This window comes from Embleya hyalina (assembly GCF_003967355.1).
Lineage (GTDB): Bacteria > Actinomycetota > Actinomycetes > Streptomycetales > Streptomycetaceae > Embleya > Embleya hyalina.
This window is the reverse complement of record NZ_BIFH01000017.1, coordinates 427,216-445,356: the sequence shown is the minus strand read 5'-3', so window position 1 is coordinate 445,356 and position 18,141 is coordinate 427,216. Positions and strand designations below refer to the sequence as shown.

Genomic DNA, 18,141 nt, shown 5'->3' with positions numbered 1-18,141 from the left:
GGCGTGTCGGACCCGACCGGCAGACTTGTCCCTGTTCGGGTTTGTTCGAGCGCTGGGGGAGCCGTGGTGGGAATTGCCGCCGAATCGGTCGGGGAGGACGTGCTCCGGCAGCATGCCGAGGACGCGTTCGCCGAGGAGTTGGCCGCGCTCGCCGCCGCCGACGAGCGGCCCCGGCCGCCGCGGTGGAGGTTGTCGCCGTGGGCGGTGGCCACCTACCTGCTCGGCGGCACGCTGCCCGACGGCACGGTGATCTCGCCCAAGTACATCGGGCCGCGCCGGATCGTCGAGGTCGCCGTCACCACGCTGGCCACCGACCGCGCGCTGCTGCTGCTCGGCGTGCCGGGCACGGCCAAGACGTGGGTGTCGGAGCATCTGGCCGCCGCCGTGTGCGGTGACTCCACGCTGCTCGTCCAGGGCACCGCGGGCACCCCCGAGGAGGCCATCCGCTACGGCTGGAACTACGCCCGACTGCTCGCCCACGGGCCCAGCCGCGCGGCCATGGTGGCCGGCCCGGTGATGCGTGCGATGAGCCGCGGACTGGTCGCCCGGGTCGAGGAGTTGACCCGCATCCCGGCCGACGTGCAGGACTCGCTGATCACCATCCTGTCCGAGAAGACCCTGCCCGTACCGGAGTTGAACGACGAGGTGCAGGCGGTGCGCGGGTTCAACCTGATCGCCACCGCCAACGACCGCGACCGAGGGGTCAACGAACTCTCCTCGGCGCTGCGCCGCCGGTTCAACACCGTGGTGCTCCCGCTGCCCGCGACCGCCGACGCGGAGGTGGAGATCGTCGGCCGCCGGGTGGCCCAGCTCGGCTCCGGCCTCGAACTGCCGCCGGTGGCCGGCGCCGAGGCCGAACTGCGCCGCGTGGTCACGGTGTTCCGCGAACTGCGCGCCGGCCTCACCGAAGACGGCCGGACCAGGCTGAAGACCCCGTCCGGGTCGCTGTCCACCGCCGAGGCGATCTCCGTGGTCACCGGCGGCCTCGCGCTCGCCGCGCACTTCGGCGACGGTGTGCTGCGCTCGGCCGACGTGGCGGCGGGGATCCTGGGCGCGGTGGTCAAGGACCCGGTCGCCGACACCCTGGTCTGGCGCGAATACCTGGAGACCGCGGTGCGCCCGCGTGCCGACTGGCAGGACTTCTACCGGGCCTGCCGCGACGCGGACCCGGCCTGATGGCGCGGCTCCCGGCCGCGCGACCGACCCTGCTCGGGGTACGGCACCACGGCCCCGGCTCGGCCCGGGCGGTCGGCGCCGCGCTGGCCCGGCTGCGGCCCGACATCGTGTTGATCGAGGGTCCGCCCGAGGCCGACCCGCTGCTGTCCTTCGCCGCCGAGCCCGGCCTGCGTCCGCCCGTCGCGCTGCTCGCGCACGCGGTCGACGATCCCGCGCAGGCCGGCTTCTGGCCGTACGCCGACTTCAGCCCCGAGTGGGTGGCCATCACCCACGCGAGCGGGCACGGTGTCCCGGTCCGGTTCATCGACCTGCCGGTCGCGGTGTCCTTCACCCTCGACCGGGCCCGCCGCGAGCGCGAGAACGATGAGCCGGCCGAGCCCGTCCCGTCCCCGGTGGACCCGATCGCCGCGCTGGCCCGACTGGCCGGTCGGGACGACGCCGAGCACTGGTGGGAGGACGTGATCGAGCACCGCCCGCCCGCCGACGACCCGCTGCGGCCCTTCGCGGCGCTCGCCGAGGCGATGGCCGCGCTGCGCGAGGACGAGCGGCCCGCCGTCGACCCGGGCCCGACCGCCGAGCCCGACATCGAACGACTGCGCGAGGCCCACATGCGCCAGTGCGTCCGGGCCGCGCGCCGGGCCGGACACACCCGGATCGCCGTGGTGTGCGGCGCCTGGCACGTGCCCGCGCTCGCCGACCCGCCCTCCGCCGCCGCCGACCGCGCGCTGCTCGCGCCGCACCGGGCCGCGGTCAAGGTGGAGACCACGTGGGTGCCGTGGACCCACCACCGCCTCGCGCAGAACTCCGGCTACGGGGCCGGGGTCGCGTCCCCGGGCTGGTACCGGCACCTGTTCGACACCGCCGCCGAGCCCGACCCGCTGCCCCGCTGGTTCGTCCGGATCGCCACGCTGCTGCGCGAGGCGGGCCACCCGGTCTCCTCGGCGCATGTGATCGAGGCGACCCGCCACGCCGACGCGCTCGCCGCGCTGCGCGGACGACCGCTGGCCGGTCTGGACGAGACCCTCGAAGCGGTCCGTGCGGTGATGTGCGACGGCGTCACCGGGCCGCTCGCGCTGGTGCACGACGCCCTCGTGGTCGGCGACGTGATCGGCGAGGTGCCGCCGACGGTGCCCGCCGTACCGCTCCAGCGCGACCTCACCCGCGAGCAGCGCCGGCTGCGGCTGCGACCCGAGCCCGCCGCCCGCGAACTGGAACTCGACCTGCGCAAGGACTCGCACGCCGACCGCAGCCGACTGCTCAACCGGCTCGCCCTGCTCGACGTCCCGTGGGGCGTGCCGGTCCCGGGTCGGGAGAGCCGCGGCACCTTCCGGGAGACCTGGCGGCTTGACTGGCAGCCGGAGTTGGCGATCCGGGTGGCCGAGGCGGGCGTGTGGGGGACCACCGTGGTCGCCGCGGCCGAGGCGCGCGCGAGCGACCTGGCGATCCGGGCCGAATCGCTCGCCGACGTCACCGAGGTCGCCGAGCGTTGCCTGCGCGCCGACCTGCCCGACGCGCTGCCGGTGATCATGCGGGTGCTCGATCGGCGCGCCGCCCTGGACGCCGACGTCGGCCGGCTCGCCGACGCGCTGCCGGGACTGGTGCGGGCGCTGCGCTACGGCGACGTCCGGGGCACCGACACCTCGGCGCTCGACACCGTCGTGGCCGGCCTGGTGGTCCGGATCTGCGTCGGGCTGCCCGCGGCCTGCGCCGGACTGGACCACGACGGGGCCGCGGCGATGCGTCGTCGCCTCGACGACGTGCACGCCGCGGTACAACTGCTGCCGGAGCGCCGGCAGGACGAGTGGTACGCCACCCTGCGGCGGCTCGCCGACCGGGAGAACCTGCCGGGCCTGCTCACCGGCCGGGCCACCCGCCTGTTGCTCGACCTGGGCCGCCTCGCGCCGGAGGCGGCCGCGCCCCGCCTGGCCCGCGCCCTCACCCGGGGCGTCCCGCACCGCGAATCGGCCGCCTGGATCGAGGGATTCCTGGCCGGCGGCGGCATGCTGCTGATCCACGACGAAGGGCTCCTCGACCTGGTCGACGCCTGGATCACCGGCACCCCCGACGACCTGTTCGTGGAGATCCTGCCGCTGCTGCGACGCACCTTCGCCACCTTCGCCGCGCCCGAACGCCGGTTGCTCGGCGAGCGGATCCGCACCCCGGCGCGGGCCGCCGTCCCGATCGCGACCGCCGAGCACTTCGACGGCGGGCGCGCCGACGCCGTACTGCCGCTGCTGGCCGGGATCCTGGGCCTGGCGCACCGGGAGGTGACCCCGTGACGCACGAGGCCGACGACGAACGGCTGCGCCGCTGGCGCCTGGTGCTCGGCGGCGAACCCGACGGCACCGGTCACGGCCTCACCGGCGACGACGCCCGGATCGACCGGGCGCTGAGCGCGCTGTACCGCCCGGAGAGCCAGGCCCCGCGCGGCAGTCGGCGGGCGACCGGGCCGCGCGCCGCCGGCCTCGGTGCCTCCGCGCCGTCGGTGGCCCGCTGGCTCGGCGACATCCGCGCCTACTTCCCGGCGGGCGTGGTGAGCATCCTCCAGCAGGACGCGATCGAGCGGCTCGACCTGACCCGGCTGCTCCTGGAGCCGGAGATGCTGGCCGCCGTCGAACCCGACGTGCACCTGGTCGGCACCCTGCTCGCGCTCACCGCGCTGATGCCCGAGGCGACGAAGGAGGCCGCCCGCGCGGTGGTCCGGCGCGTCGTCGACGACCTGGAGCGCCGGGTCGCGCAACGCACCACGAGCCTGGTCCGGGGCGCGCTCGACCGCTCGACCCGGGTGCACCGCCCGCGCCCGCGGGACATCGACTGGAACGCCACGATCCGGGCCAACCTCGGGCACTACCAGCCCGAGCACCGCACGATCGTGCCGGAGCGCCTGGTCGGCTACGGGCGCCGCCGGCACGGGGTGCGCAAGGACGTGATCCTGTGCGTCGACCAGTCCGGTTCGATGGCGGCCTCGGTGGTCTACGCGTCGGTGTTCGGCGCCGTGCTCGGCTCGATGCACGCGCTGCGGACCTCGCTGGTGGTCTTCGACACCAGCGTGGTCGACCTGACCGACCGGCTGAACGACCCGGTCGACGTGCTCTTCGGCACCCGCCTCGGCGGCGGCACGGACATCAACCGCGCGCTGACCTACTGCCAATCGCTGATCACCCGGCCGACGGAGACGGTCGTCGTGCTGATCAGCGACCTGTACGAGGGCGGCGTGCGGGACGAGATGGTCCGCCGCGCGGCGAGCATGCGGGCCGCCGGCACCACCTTCGTCACCCTGCTGGCCCTCTCCGACGAGGGCGCCCCGGCCTACGACCACACCAACGCCGCCGCCCTGTCCGCGATCGGCAGCCCCGCCTTCGCCTGCACTCCCGACCTGTTCCCGGAGGTCATGGCCGCCGCCCTCCAGGGCCTGCCCCTGCCCGTCCCGAAGCCGTAGGAACGGCCCGCGAGACGGCGGCGCGGGCATCGGGACGATGAACTCCAGGCGTACGGTTGGGGACGGGCGTGATCATCCGCCGCGGTGTTCGGCGTGTCGTCGGCCACATCGAGTGGTCACTGTCCGTTTTGGTGTGTTCCCTGTGTCACGGTGGAACAGGCGCAAACAGGCGGATCTCGACACGCGGCGCCGCCGCGGTCGAGAGGTGGCCGGGAGCGGGACCGAGACCCTGATTCGGGCCTGGCACCCGTGCCCGATAGCCTGCAAGGCGGATCAGCTACGCGTGCGGACGCCGTCCACCGGAACCGGGGGCGAGCCTGCCGGACCTGCGCGACGACGGACGCGGCTGCGCATGTTCCGCATATCCGATCGCGATCACAAGGACGGACCCGCGTGGACCTGTTCGAGTACCAGGCGAGGGATCTCTTCGCTAAGCACGGTGTGCCGGTTCTGCCCGGTGAAGTCGTCTTCACTCCGGAGGAGGCACGGGCCGCCGCCGAACGCATGGGCGGCAAGGCCGTCGTCAAGGCTCAGGTGAAGGTCGGTGGCCGCGGCAAGGCCGGCGGCGTGAAGCTGGCCTTCAGCACCGACGAGGTCGTCGAGAAGACCGAGCAGATCCTCGGCCTCGACATCAAGGGCCACATCGTCAAGAAGGTCATGCTGGCCGGGCTGGCCAAGCCGGTGGACGAGTACTACGTCTCGTTCCTGCTCGACCGCACCAACCGCACCTTCCTCGCGATGGCGTCGGTCGAGGGCGGCGTCGAGATCGAGGTCGTCGCCGAGGAGAACCCCGACGCGCTCGCCAGGATCCCGGTCGACGCGATCGAGGGCGTGACCGAGGCCAAGGCCCGCGAGATCGTCGAGGCGGCGAAGTTCCCGGCCGAGCTGCACGACCAGATCGTCGCGACCCTCAAGACGCTGTGGACCGTCTTCGTCGAAGAGGACGCCACGCTCGTCGAGGTGAACCCGCTGATCAAGTCCGAAGAGGGCAAGATCATCGCGCTGGACGGCAAGGTCTCGCTCGACGAGAACGCCGACTTCCGCCACCCCGACCACGAGGCGCTCGAGGACAAGGACGCGGCCGACCCGCTGGAGGCGGCGGCCAAGGCCAAGGGTCTGAACTACGTCAAGCTCGACGGTTCGGTCGGCATCATCGGCAACGGCGCGGGCCTGGTCATGTCCACGCTCGACGTGGTCGCGTACGCCGGGGAGAACCACGGCGGCGTCAAGCCCGCCAACTTCCTCGACATCGGCGGCGGCGCGTCCGCCGAGGTGATGGCGAACGGCCTGGAGATCATCCTGGGCGACGCCGACGTCAAGTCGGTCTTCGTCAACGTCTTCGGCGGCATCACCGCGTGCGACGCGGTCGCGAACGGCATCGTGCAGGCGCTCGAACTGCTGAAGCAGAAGGGCGAGGCGGTCACCAAGCCGCTCGTCGTGCGACTGGACGGCAACAACGCGGAGCTGGGTCGGCAGATCCTGACCGACGCGAACCACCCGCTGGTCCAGCAGGTGGACACCATGGATGGCGCGGCCGAGCGGGCCGCCGAGCTCGCTGCCGCGAAGTAAGGGAGACCGACCCAGCATGGCTATCTTCCTGACCAAGGACAGCAAGGTCATCGTCCAGGGCATGACCGGCTCCGAGGGGATGAAGCACACCCACCGGATGCTCGCCTCCGGGACGAACATCGTCGGTGGCGTGAACCCGCGCAAGGCCGGCACCACGGTCGACGTGGACGGCACCGAGGTACCGGTATTCGGCACCGTGGCCGAGGCCATGGAGGCCACCGGCGCCGACGTCACGGTGGTCTTCGTGCCGCCGAAGTTCACCAAGGACGCCGTGGTCGAGGCGATCGAGGCGGGCATCGGGCTCGCCGTGGTGATCACCGAGGGCGTGCCGGTGCACGACACCGCGCAGTTCTGGGCGCTCGCCGGCGCCAAGGGCAACAAGACCCGGATCATCGGCCCGAACTGTCCCGGCCTGATCACCCCCGGTCAGTCCAACGCGGGCATCATCCCGGCCAGCATCACCAAGCCGGGCCGGATCGGTCTGGTGTCCAAGTCGGGCACGCTGACCTACCAGATGATGTACGAGCTGGCCGACATCGGCTTCTCGACCGCCGTCGGCATCGGTGGCGACCCGATCATCGGCACCACGCACATCGACTGCCTCCAGGCGTTCCAGGACGACCCGGACACCGACGCGATCGTGATGATCGGCGAGATCGGCGGCGACGCCGAGGAGCGTGCCGCGGCCTACATCGCCGAGCACATCACCAAGCCGGTCGTCGGCTACGTGGCGGGCTTCACCGCCCCCGAGGGCAAGACCATGGGCCACGCCGGCGCCATCGTCTCGGGCTCCTCGGGCACCGCGCAGGCCAAGCAGGACGCGCTCGAGGCCGTCGGCGTCAAGGTCGGCAAGACGCCGTCCGAGACGGCGCGCCTGATGCGCGAGATCATGGCCGGCTGACCCACCCGGTCACCGACGACGCCCCGTACCCCGCCGTTCCCGGTGGGGTGCGGGGCGTCGTGTCTTCCGCGGCCGTTCCGGTCAGGGCGCCGCGACCCGGCGCAGCCCGTTGTTCACACAACTCGTGTCGAGGACGAAGGCCCGCTCCGGGGCCAGCAGCGCGCCCGGCCCGGTCGCCGCGGCCTCCGTGCGCGGCCGCGGGTCGGCCGCCGATCCGGCCGCGGTCCGGGCACCGGTGGGCGTCGCCGGTCGGATCAGCGGCGAGAGCCGCCCAGGGGCGGCGGGGACCGGCGCCCCGCCGAGGGCCGGTTGCCCGTCCGCCGGGGCCGCGGGCGGCGGCTCGGGCGCCTCGGGGGCGGCCGGTGCCTCGCTCGGCGCCTCCGTCCGCTCCGCGGGCGCGGGCGGGGCCGCGGCCGGGGCCGGCGGGGTCTCGTCCGGCATCGTGGCCGCGGGCACCGGCGGAACCCGGCGGGCCACCTCGGGGCCGATAAGCGGCTGCACCCGGTCGCCCGCGCGCGGGTCGCGGGAGGTACCCGGGGTGAGCAGCCGGGGCAACGCGGCCACGAAGAGCGCCAGGATCGCCGCGACCACCACGGTGACCAGCGTCGCGGTGCGGGCCCGGCTGCCCACGCGCGCGGTGTGCGCGCGGGGGACGTGCGGCGCGTGGCGGGCGGCCAGGTCGCGGGTGAGCGTGCTCAGGAACGCGTGCGCCTCGGCGCAGTTCGGGGACGGGCCGGTGATCGCCGGGACCCGGTCGGCGAGGTCCTCGTGGGCGTGCATCAGCCGGATCCGGGTCACCTCGGTGGTCGCCTCGGTCTCGGCCGCCACCTGCTCCGGGGACAACCCGAACAGGTGCCGCAGGACGAAGACCCGGCGCCGGTGCGCGGGCACCCGCTGGAGCGCGCGCAGGAGCGCGATGTCCTGGTCGCGCCGCGTGTCGTCGTCGGCGTGCGGGACCACCCGCGCGGTGAGGTCGGGGTGCGGTACGAGCCGCCACAGCGCCCGGCGGACCAGGAACCGGCGGCCGAGCGCGAGATCGCCGGCGAGGGTGCGTACGTAGGCGGCGTCGGCCGGGGTGTCCGCCGCGTCCGGCAGGTCGCGCCAGACCCGGGCGAAGGTGTGCCGGGTCACGTGCGCGGCCCGGGTCGGGCTCGCGGTCAACAGGAACGTGTAGCGCGCGATGTCGGGGGCGGTCGCCGCGAGCAGGGCGTCGAACCCCGGGGCGCTCGCGCGCGGGACCGTGTGCTCGTCGTCGATGCCCATGAGGGGCTGAGGTACCCGAGGGTCGACCGAAAATGCATATTAAATGCTTGCGATCGAGCAAATGGGGTGTCTTGCCCCGCTCGGCAGGCATATGCGGTCCGGATCGGAGTCGCGCGGGCAGCATGGGGACCGTGACCGAAATGCCGGAAACCGAGCACGGCTCGGCGGCGCCCTGGGCGGTGGTCCGAGCCGGCCCGTGGGCCGGCGTGGAGAGCCTGCTCGCGCCCCGCTCCGGGCCCCTCGAGCAGCCACCCGCCCCGTCGAGCACGCCCCCCACCCCGCTCGACGAGACGGCGGAGCCGGCCCGGGCGGCCGACGCGGTACACACCCACGACGCGCCGGAGCAGACGCCGCGGCAACCCCCGGCGACGCCGGGAACGGCGGACGAACCCCCGCCCCCGCCCCCGCGCCCCGACACCCCACCCCCCGTCGTTCCCCCCAGGCCCGACCACCTCCCGGACGCCCTCCCCGCGCCCGCCCCGGTCGACACCCCCACCGCCTCCGAACCCCCACCGCCGCCCGACCGCCGGTGGGGCCCACCGGTGCCCGCGGGTTCGACGCCGCTCGTGTGGTCCACACTGCCCGGCGCGGCGACCCTGACCGCCCTCGCCGCACACCGTCCCGACACCGCCCGGATCGCCCAGGCGCTCGCCCGAGGCGTGGTGTCCGCGCTGCTGGTGGCCGCGGCCGGACTCGGCACGGTCGCGCTGCTGGTGCTGATCGTGGCCACCTGCGGCGCCGGCTCGGGCAGCTTCGACCACCCCAGGGCGCTGCTGCGCGTGGTCGGCGGGATCTGGCTCGCCGCGCATCACGTCGGCTTCGAGGTCGTGGAGACCAGCCACGTCGCCACCGGCTCCGTCGCGCCGATCGTGACGGTGGTGCCGCTGCAACTCGCCCCGCTCGGTCTGACCGTCCCGCTGATCTGGCTGCTGTGCCGGATGGGCCGACGGCTCGCCGACGGCGTGGCCGGGACCGTGCTCGTGCTCGCGGCGCAGGTGCCGGTCTACACGGGCCTGATGTACGCGGTGGCCGCCGGCGTCGGCACCGCGAGCGTGCGGCCGGTCGCGGACACCGTCGCGGTCGCCGGGCTCGGTGTCCTGGCCGCGGGCGTGCTGGGGGCGTTCGGCCCGATCCTGGTCCGGGTGCCCGCGGTTCGCGCGGGTCTGGCCTCGGCCGCGGTGCTCGCGGCGGGCGGGGCACTGCTGGTCCTGGTCTGCCTGTTCGCCCATACGGGGCAGGTCCGCCTGGCCCTGAAGCTCACCACGAACGACGCGGTCGGCTTCGCGGCCCTGGCCGTCCTGTGCGCCGCCCTCGTGCCCAACGCGATCGTCTGGGCGGTGTGCTACGCGGCCGGCACCGGCTTCGCGCTGGGCGCGGCCACCACCATCGCGCCCACCGGCAGCACGTTCGGCACGCTGCCCACGCTGCCGCTGCTCGCCGCCCTGCCGGGCCCCGCGACGGTGCCCTCCACCGCGTGGGCGCCCGCGGTGCTGCCGGTGCTCGCGGGTGTCGTGGCGGGCTGCTTCGCGGCCCGTGCCGAGCCGCCCCGGTCCTGGCTCCCGGTCACCGCGCACGCGGTCGGCGCCGGTGTGGGCGTCGGCCTGCTCGCCCTCGCCTCGACCCGGCTGGCCACCGGCACCGCCGGCCTGGCCAACCTCGCCGACCTGGGCCCGAACGTGTGGCGCACCGCCGCCGCGCTCACCGTCGAGATCGCCCTGGTCGCCGCCCCCGCCGCCCTGGCCGCCACCTGGTGGCGCGGCCGGGAGCACCCGACAAGCCCGGCCGACCCGCCCGGCTCGACGACCCCGGACGACGCGACGACCCTAAAGAGCCCCAAGAGCCCCAAGAGCCCCAAGAGCCCGGAGACCCCGAAGGCCGCCCCCGCCGCAGCGGAGACGGCCCTCGCCTCGTTCCATTCCGACCCGACCGACGCGGGACCGCGCCCGCTCCTCGGATCCGCGGAGCCCCGGAACACGGAGCCCCGGAACACGGAGCCCCGAAACCCCGGGGCCCGAGATTCCGGGCCCCGGATCCGGCAGGAGCCCTAGAACGTGCCGTCCACGACCCAGTGGTACCGGTCCGGCAGCTTGTCCAGGCAGCGCTGCTCGCCCGTCTTGGTGAGCGCGCTGTCCATGCAGTCGTAGTAGTCCTTGTTGACCGCCTCGAAGGTCCACACGCCCAGCACGTAGACCACCGCGATCGCGCCGGTGACCACACCCGCGAGCGCGGCGCCCGAGCGGGCGCGGGCCGGCCGGCGTACGCGCGGCCGGTGGGCCGGGCCGCCGGGCGCGTGTCCCGGGTGTCGGGCGGTGCCGCCCGGGCCCTCCTCGATCCGCGGCCCGGCGGTGGCCGGGGTGGTGCTGCGGACGGTGCGAATGCCGAGTGCCAGGGCGACCACACCCAGCACCACGCCGAGCACCAGGCCCAGGTCGGACGGGAAGAACAGGGCGAAGAACACCGCCCACACCCCCGCCCACAGCGCCAGGCGCGCGTTGCGGACCCGGACGTCCTTCGGGTCGGGCTGCTCGCGCGGCTCGCGCGGTGCCCGCTGCGGCCGGTCCTCGCGGCCCTGTCGGTTGCCTCCGTTGCCGTCCCCTCGCCCGTTGCCGGGCACGTTCCACGGGGCGGCCGGCGGGCGGTCGGGCGTACCCTCCGGCGGCGGGGCGTAGGGATCCCGCTCGTCGGTCTCGTTGCCGGTACTCATCCTCTGCCTGCCCTCGTCGTGCCGGATCGCGGGATTCCCTTCCCAGGATCGTACGTGTGCGGGGTGCACCGTAGCCGGGCGGCGGCGTTCGCGGGGCCCCGAGGCCCCCGTCGACCGCGGCCCGTGGGCCCGTCGACCGGATCACGCCGGCACCGCCGATGGCATCCCACCCCGCCGGTTCGGTACTGCCTACCCCCTGACGCTATCGTTGCCGACGTACGGGCGCCGCTCCGTGTTCCCGCCTCCCGTCGGGGAACGCCCGCCGGACCCGTGCGAGATCCCGGCGAGAGCGCGAATCCCTTGGGTGCCCCTCCCGCCCTTCCCTTCCGGAAAGAGCCTGAAAGCAGTGGCCGTTCACGCCCCGCGCACCCCCGGGCCGGCCCGGCTCGTCGTCCTCGTCTCCGGTTCCGGCACGAACCTGCAGGCCCTGCTCGACGCGTGCGCGGATCCCGCGTACGGCGCGCGCGTGGTGGCCGTGGGCGCCGACCGTGACGGCATCGCGGGGCCGACCCGCGCCGAACGCGCCGGTGTACCCACCTTCGTCGAGCGGGTGGCCGACCACCCCACCCGGGCCGACTGGGACGCGGCGCTCGCCGCCGCGGTCGCCGCGCACGAGCCCGACCTGGTGGTCTCGGCAGGCTTCATGAAGATCCTGGGCCCGCGTTTTCTGGCCCGCTTCGAGGGACGCACCGTCAACACCCACCCCGCACTGCTGCCCTCGTTCCCCGGCGCGCACGGCGTCCGGGACGCGCTCGCGTACGGCGCCAAGGTGACCGGCTGCACGGTGCACCTCGTGGACGCCGGCGTGGACACCGGGCCGATCATCGCTCAGGGCGTCGTCGCGGTCGAGGACGGCGATCACGCCGACGGCGGCGAGGCGTTGCACGAGCGCATCAAGACTGTCGAGCGCACCCTGCTCGTCGAGGTCGTGGGCCGGCTGGCCCGCGAGGGCTACCGCATCGAAGGAAGAAAGGTCCGGATCCCCGCATGACTTCCGCCGCCCCCACCCCCACCCCCGCCGACCAGGACGGGCTGCGCCCGATCCGTCGCGCGCTGATCAGCGTGTACGACAAGACCGGTCTGGAGGAGCTGGCCCGCGGCCTGCACGCCGCCGGGGTCGAACTGGTCTCCACCGGCTCCACCGCCGGCCGGATCGCCGCCGCGGGCGTGCCCGTGACCAGGGTCGAGGAGCTGACCGGCTTCCCCGAGTGCCTGGACGGCCGGGTCAAGACGCTGCACCCGCGCGTCCACGCCGGCATCCTGGCCGACCTGCGCCTGGAGTCGCACCGCGCGCAGCTCGACGAGCTGGAGATCCGGCCGTTCGACCTGGTCGTGGTCAACCTGTACCCGTTCACCGCGACCGTCGAGTCGGGCGCCACGCCGGACGAGTGTGTCGAGCAGATCGACATCGGCGGGCCCTCGATGGTGCGTGCCGCGGCCAAGAACCACCCGTCCGTGGCCGTGGTGACCAGCCCGGACCGCTACGCCGACGTGCTCGCCGCGATCGAGGCCGGCGGCTTCGACCTCGCGCAGCGCAAGCGGCTCGCGGGCGAGGCGTTCGGCCACACCGCCGCGTACGACGTCGCGGTCGCGTCCTGGTTCTCGAGCAGCTACGCCCCGGCCGACGACGAGGGCTTCCCGACCTTCCTCGGCTCGGTGCGGCGCCGCGAGAACGTGCTCCGCTACGGCGAGAACCCGCACCAGGCCGCCGCGCTCTACGTGGACGGCACCGGCGGTCTGGCCGGTGCCGAGCAGCTGCACGGCAAGGAGATGTCCTACAACAACTACCAGGACACCGACGCGGCCCGCCGCGCCGCCTACGACCACGAGCAGCCGTGCGTGGCGATCATCAAGCACGCCAACCCGTGCGGCATCGCGATCGGCGAGACCGTCGCAGAGGCGCACCTGCGGGCGCACGCGAGCGACCCGGTGTCCGCCTACGGCGGCGTGATCGCGGTCAACCGCCCGGTGAGCGTCGCGATGGCCGAGCAGGTCGCGGAGATCTTCACCGAGGTCATCGTGGCGCCGGGCTACGAGGACGGCGCGGTCGAGGTGCTGGCCCGGAAGAAGAACATCCGGGTGCTGCGCGCGCCCGAGGCGCCCGCCACGCCGGTCGAGTTCCGCCAGATCGACGGCGGGCTGCTGCTGCAGAACGCCGACCGCTACCAGGCACCGGGCGACGACGCGGCGGCCTGGACGCTGGCCACCGGCGAGCCGGCCGACGCCGAGACGCTGCGCGACCTGGTGTTCGCCTGGCGGGCGGTACGCGCGGTCAAGTCCAACGCGATCCTGCTCGCGACCGGCGGTGCGACCGTCGGGGTGGGCATGGGCCAGGTCAACCGGGTCGACTCGGCCCGGCTGGCGGTGCAGCGCGCCGGCGAGCGGGCGGCGGGTTCGGTGGGCGCGTCCGACGCGTTCTTCCCGTTCCCCGACGGCCTGGAGGTGCTGATCGAGGGCGGCGTCAAGGCCGTCGTGCAGCCGGGCGGCTCGGTCCGCGACGAGCAGGTGGTCGAGGCCGCGCGCGCGGCCGGCATCACCATGTACTTCACCGGGACCCGGCACTTCTTCCACTGATCCGGATCCACCGATCCCGGACCGCCGATCCGGCCGCACCGATCCGGCCCCGGACACACGCGAGGCGCGACCCCGAACGGGGCCGCGCCTCGCGCGCGTCGGTGGTGGTGCTCAGACCTTGACCACGACCGTCGAGCAGACCTTGTCGGCGAACGTCTGCTTCTTGTCGTCCCACAGCGGCCACAACCAGCCGAGGAAACACGCGATCGTGTCGAGGAAGTGCGCGATGCCGCGGACGAAGGCCATCCCGAAGCCGGTCGGCATGCCGTCCCGCTCGCGCAAGACCTTGATCCCGACCGCCTTCTTGCCGATCGTCTGACCGGTCTTGCCCTGGCGGTAGAGCTGCCAGAGACCGAACGCGAACGAGAGCACACCGCCGACGATCATCAGCACGATCGGACCGGACCCACCGTCGTAGGTGGTCGTCTCGCTGCCGTCGAGGTTGCTGGTGGTCTCGGTCTTGCTCACGTACATCCCGAACCCGATGTAGTAGGGGATCAGCACCGGCAGCATGACGAGCCCGTCCAGGAGCATCCCACCCAGGCGCCGTCCCCAGCTCGCGCAGTAGTCGCCGAGATTCTGCGGCGGTCCGTAACCGTACGGCTGGGCGTAGCCGGCCTGCTGACCGTAATCGGGCTGGCCGTAGCCGGGCTGCCCGTAGGCGGGTTGACCGTAGGCCGGTTGGCCGTAGCCGGGCTGTTGGCCGTAGCCCGCGCCTTGACCCTCGGCGCCGTAACCGGGCGGCGGGCCGTACGGACCCGGAGGTTGGGACATCTGGAACTCTCCCCTGAGAACGCGCGCACACCGTGCGCGACGCCGGTGACCCCCGGGCATGTCGACGCGCGAGCGCCGCGTTCGAGCCCGGCGTCGCCCCCACGACCCGAGAGTCCATTGGAGGCGGCACCTTACACCGCCACGGTTGGCGCCCGGTAGGTTTGCGCCCGGTCCGGTGACCGGGATCATCCGAGCGGGACTTGGCATTCCCGGCGAAACGTGCGTTGCATGGGAGCATGCAGGATCAGGCGACCCCGGGACCCCATCCGGAACGTGCCCCCCTCGCGTTGCCGCCCGGGCCCTCGGCAGACCCGAACGGGCCGCCGACGTTGCCTCCGTTCCCGGCGGTGCATCCGCCGGAGTTGGGTCCGCAGAACCAGATCAGGCCGCTGGTCACGCTCACCGGGAAAGGCTTCACCTGGGCCGCCGGGATCCGCGCCGCGCTCGGCGTCGGCATCCCCTTCGCGATCGTCACCGCCACGCTCGGCCTCGGCGACGCCACCTTCGCCGCGCTCGGCGGCTACGCCGTCCTGTACGCGGCCAAGGAGCCCTACGCGCGCCGCGGCATCACCCTCGCCCTGGTCGGCCTGGGCCTGGCCGTGTCGCTGATGCTGGGCTCGCTCGCGGCCGGCACCCCGCTGCTGTACGTCCCGGTGATCACCCTGGTGGCCGGCGTCGCCACCTTCCTGTGCGGCGCGCTCCAGGTGGACCGTCCCGGCGGGTACATGTTCACCCTGGTCTGCGCGATGGGCGCGTTCCTGCCGCACCAGCCGGACCGGGTGCTCGAACGCGGCGCCCTCGTGCTCGCGGGCGCCGCCGGGGCGTGGCTGGTGTCGATGTCCGGCTGGCTGGTGCGCCCGCGCCACCCCGAGCACCTGGCGCTCGCCGCCTGCTTCGAGGCGCTGGCCGACTTCTTCGCCGCGATCGGCGACCAGCCGAGCGACGCCGCCCGGCACCGCGCCTCCGAGACCGTGCACAGCGCGTGGGTGACCGTGCTGCGCGCCGACACCCGGCGCAACCGGCGCACCGGTGAGGCCCGCCGGCTGCGGGTGTTGTGCCGGCGCGCGCTCGACCTGTTCCAGGCCGCGCAACTGCTCGCCGTCGAGCGGGACCGGCCGCTGCCGGCGGAGATCATCGAGACCGTGCGCGCGCTGGCCGGCGCCGTCGGGCGGCCCACCCTCGTCCCGGTGCTGCCCGCGGTGCTCGCCGACACCGAGACCGCCGCCGAACGCACCCTGCGCACCGCGCTGCGGGCCGCCGCCGCGGCGGCGGGGCAACCCGCGGTCAAGGAGGGCGAGATCATCCCCGGTCGGCGGCCCAGCGCCGGCGAGCGGTTGCGCGCCGCGTTCGACCGGTCCTCGCTGGTGCCGCCGACCGCCCTGCGCACCGGCCTCGGTGTCGGCTCGGCCGCGCTCGCCGCCGTGCTGCTGCCGGTGGTGCACCCCGTGTGGGTGGCCATCGCCGCCGGTGCCGCGCTCCAGGGCGGCAATGTCGTGCTCGACTTCGGCCGGGTGCTGCAACGGGCGATCGGCACCCTGCTCGGCGTCGCGGTGATCGCGCTGTTCTTCCACGACCTGCGGCCCGACCGGTGGATGGTGGTGATCGTCGTCGCGCTGCTGTTCGGCGCCACCCAGACGGTGATCGCCCGCAACCTCGCCGTGGGCGCGGCCTGCGTGACACCCGTCGGCCTGTTCCTGGCCGCCGCCGGCAGCCCCGGCGCGCATGTGGGCGACCTGGCCGCCACCCGGATGATCGACACCGTGCTCGGCCTGGCGGTCGGCCTGGTCGCGAGCCTGGTGTTGTGGCCGCGCGCCTCGGCCACCCGGCTGCCCCGGCAGCTGGGCCGGGCCATCCGCGCCGAGGCGATGTTGCTGCGCGCCACCGTCACCGGGCAGATCGTCGACGATCGGGCCTGGGGCGGCACCCGCCGGGCGGCCCGCCGCGAGCTGATCGACCTGTGGAGCGTGTACGAGTCCGCGCTCGGCGAGATCACCGGCCGGCACCTGGACGCGGAACGCCTGTGGCCCGCCATCGTCACCGCCCAGCGGCTGGGCTACCGGCTGATGACCGCGCCCGAGACCTACCGCACGGATCCGCCCGAGCCGATCCCCGAGGACGACCTGGCCCGACTCGACGCCTACGTCGAGGAACTGGCCTCGGCCGCCGAGGAGCGCCGTCCCCCGACCCTGCCCGAACTCCCGGACCTGTGGGGGTATCCGGTACTGCGGCAACACCTCAGGCGACTCGGTCGGGTGATCACCCGCGCGAACGAACCGGTGGCGGCCCGGCACCTGCCCGCGTTCGTCCGGCAGCGCATCCTGGCCCCGCCGGCGCGGTTGCTGTACGGGGTCCGCCGCACGGCCGGCCCGGATACGGGACAATCGCAACGACCGGCCCGGAACCGTGGACCAGGAGAGACAACTTGAAGGCGCAGATCCTCGACGGCAAGGCCACCGCCGCCGCCATCAAAGCCGAACTGGCCGTACGGGCCGAGGCCCTGAAGGCCCGCGGCATCACGCCGGGTCTGGGCACCGTGCTCGTGGGCGACGACCCCGGCAGCCACTCGTACGTGCGCGGCAAGCACCGCGACTGCGCCCAGGTCGGCATCGCGAGCATCCAGCGCAACCTGCCCGCCGACGCGACGCAGGAGCAGGTCGAGGACGTGGTCCGCGAGCTCAACGCGGACCCCGCCTGTACCGGCTACATCGTGCAACTGCCGCTTCCCCGGCACCTGGACGCCAACCGGGTCCTGGAGCTGATGGACCCGGACAAGGACGCCGACGGCCTGCACCCGACCAACCTCGGCCGGCTGGTGCTCGGCCAGGAGGCGCCGCTGCCGTGCACGCCGCGCGGCATCGTGGAACTGCTGCGCCGGCACGACATCGAGATCAACGGCGCCGAGGTGTGCGTGATCGGCCGAGGGGTCACCGTCGGTCGCCCGATCGGCCTGCTGCTCACCCGCCGGACCGAGAACGCCACGGTGACCCTGTGCCACACCGGCACCAAGGAGCTGCCGTTCCACGTGCTCCAGGCCGACATCGTGATCGCCGCCGCCGGGGTGCCCGGGCTGATCAGCGCGGACATGGTCAAGCCCGGCGCGGTGCTGCTCGACGTGGGCATCACCCGCACCGAGCACGGCCTGGTCGGCGACGTGCACCCGGAGGCGTACGAGAAGGCCGCGTGGGTGGCCCCGATGCCCGGCGGGGTGGGTCCGATGACCCGCGCGATGTTGCTCACCAACGTCGTCGAGGCCGCCGAGCGGCAGGTCACCGGTCTGTGACCCGGTCGCGACGGGCCCGGGGCCGGACCGCTCCGGGCCCGTCGCGGCATCGCTCGCCCTGTCGATGAGAGGTGGACGTGGTGGCAACGACTCGGGGGCGACGCAGGGACGGCAGGAGGAGGGATCCGGGCACCTTCCCGCCCGAGGGCGCCGGCTCGCCGACCGGCCCCGGGCGGTTGCGCGAGTGGCCCGCGACGGTGGTCTTCGGCTGCCTGCTCGCCGCGCTGCTGACCGCGGCGCTGAGCGGCTACCGTCCCGCCGCGATGATGATCGCCGGGACCTTCCTGGTCGCCGCGCTGTTGCGGGTGTTCGTGTCCGACGTGGGGGTGCTGGCGGTCCGCAGCCGGTTCACCGACGTGGTTATCCTGCTGTTCTTCGGCGGCGCGGTCCTGCTCCTGGGGTTGAGCATCCCCGAACCGCTGGTCGACCTGCCGTGGGTGCCCAAGCGCACCGGCCGTTAG

Annotated in this window: 14 protein-coding genes; 11 read left to right on the top strand and 3 right to left on the bottom strand. The window is 74.2% G+C overall.

From position 1 onward, the window contains the following. Positions 1 to 66 precede the first annotated feature (66 nt). The 5 genes from EMA17_RS15355 (at position 67) to sucD (ending at position 7,085) form a co-directional block, all read left to right on the top strand. Positions 67 to 1,176 (top strand): ATP-binding protein, encoded by a 1,110-nt coding sequence (locus tag EMA17_RS15355; protein ID WP_246126675.1) that lies wholly within the window; start codon positions 67 to 69, stop codon positions 1,174 to 1,176. Then, positions 1,176 to 3,455, top strand: coding sequence for a DUF5682 family protein (locus EMA17_RS15350; protein WP_126637538.1), 2,280 nt, complete (start codon positions 1,176 to 1,178; stop codon positions 3,453 to 3,455). The genes EMA17_RS15355 and EMA17_RS15350 overlap by 1 nt, the downstream gene beginning before the upstream one ends. Beyond that, a complete protein-coding gene (locus tag EMA17_RS15345) occupies positions 3,452 to 4,615 on the top strand; it encodes a VWA domain-containing protein (RefSeq protein WP_126637537.1) in 1,164 nt (387 codons plus the stop codon). Before EMA17_RS15350 ends, EMA17_RS15345 begins: the two co-directional genes overlap by 4 nt. 393 nt (positions 4,616 to 5,008) lie before the next feature. Next, the gene (sucC, locus tag EMA17_RS15340) at positions 5,009 to 6,184 is read left to right on the top strand and encodes an ADP-forming succinate--CoA ligase subunit beta (RefSeq protein WP_126637536.1); all 1,176 of its coding nucleotides are present in this window, start codon (positions 5,009 to 5,011) and stop codon (positions 6,182 to 6,184) included. 16 nt (positions 6,185 to 6,200) lie between these two features. Then, the gene (sucD, locus tag EMA17_RS15335) at positions 6,201 to 7,085 is read left to right on the top strand and encodes a succinate--CoA ligase subunit alpha (RefSeq protein ID WP_126637535.1); all 885 of its coding nucleotides are present in this window, start codon (positions 6,201 to 6,203) and stop codon (positions 7,083 to 7,085) included. Positions 7,086 to 7,166: 81 nt separating this feature from the next. Here sucD and EMA17_RS15330 read toward each other — a convergent pair whose 3' ends face one another. Next, positions 7,167 to 8,348: an RNA polymerase sigma factor gene (locus tag EMA17_RS15330; RefSeq protein ID WP_126637534.1), complete on the bottom strand. Its 1,182-nt coding sequence runs from the start codon at positions 8,346 to 8,348 to the stop codon at positions 7,167 to 7,169. A 140-nt stretch (positions 8,349 to 8,488) separates the two neighbouring features. Between EMA17_RS15330 and EMA17_RS15325 the strand changes: the two genes are divergently transcribed. Continuing rightward, a complete protein-coding gene (locus EMA17_RS15325) occupies positions 8,489 to 10,396 on the top strand; it encodes a cell division protein PerM (RefSeq protein WP_246126691.1) in 1,908 nt (635 codons plus the stop codon). On the opposite strand, the gene EMA17_RS15320 is transcribed toward EMA17_RS15325, so the two are convergent. Next, complete coding sequence (locus tag EMA17_RS15320) at positions 10,393 to 11,052, bottom strand: hypothetical protein (RefSeq protein ID WP_126637532.1); 660 nt, start codon at positions 11,050 to 11,052, stop codon at positions 10,393 to 10,395. The genes EMA17_RS15325 and EMA17_RS15320 overlap by 4 nt on opposite strands. A gap of 346 nt (positions 11,053 to 11,398) precedes the next feature. On the opposite strand from EMA17_RS15320, the gene purN reads away from it, so the two are divergent. Beyond that, on the top strand, positions 11,399 to 12,043 hold the full coding sequence (gene purN, locus EMA17_RS15315) for a phosphoribosylglycinamide formyltransferase (protein ID WP_126637531.1): 645 nt from the start codon (positions 11,399 to 11,401) through the stop codon (positions 12,041 to 12,043). Continuing rightward, the gene (gene purH / locus EMA17_RS15310; RefSeq protein ID WP_126637530.1) at positions 12,040 to 13,626 is read left to right on the top strand and encodes a bifunctional phosphoribosylaminoimidazolecarboxamide formyltransferase/IMP cyclohydrolase; all 1,587 of its coding nucleotides are present in this window, start codon (positions 12,040 to 12,042) and stop codon (positions 13,624 to 13,626) included. The genes purN and purH overlap by 4 nt, the downstream gene beginning before the upstream one ends. A 111-nt stretch (positions 13,627 to 13,737) precedes the next feature. Here the strand turns inward: purH and EMA17_RS15305 are convergent, their stop codons facing one another. Beyond that, complete coding sequence (locus tag EMA17_RS15305; protein WP_126637529.1) at positions 13,738 to 14,400, bottom strand: RDD family protein; 663 nt, start codon at positions 14,398 to 14,400, stop codon at positions 13,738 to 13,740. 347 nt (positions 14,401 to 14,747) lie between these two features. Between EMA17_RS15305 and EMA17_RS15300 the strand changes: the two genes are divergently transcribed. From EMA17_RS15300 to EMA17_RS15290, 3 genes are all read left to right on the top strand, one after another. Then, positions 14,748 to 16,826, top strand: coding sequence for an FUSC family protein (locus EMA17_RS15300; RefSeq protein WP_160161414.1), 2,079 nt, complete (start codon positions 14,748 to 14,750; stop codon positions 16,824 to 16,826). Continuing rightward, complete coding sequence (locus EMA17_RS15295) at positions 16,823 to 17,680, top strand: bifunctional methylenetetrahydrofolate dehydrogenase/methenyltetrahydrofolate cyclohydrolase (protein WP_126637527.1); 858 nt, start codon at positions 16,823 to 16,825, stop codon at positions 17,678 to 17,680. The genes EMA17_RS15300 and EMA17_RS15295 overlap by 4 nt, the downstream gene beginning before the upstream one ends. A gap of 80 nt (positions 17,681 to 17,760) precedes the next feature. Continuing rightward, a complete protein-coding gene (locus EMA17_RS15290; RefSeq protein WP_160161413.1) occupies positions 17,761 to 18,141 on the top strand; it encodes a DUF3017 domain-containing protein in 381 nt (126 codons plus the stop codon).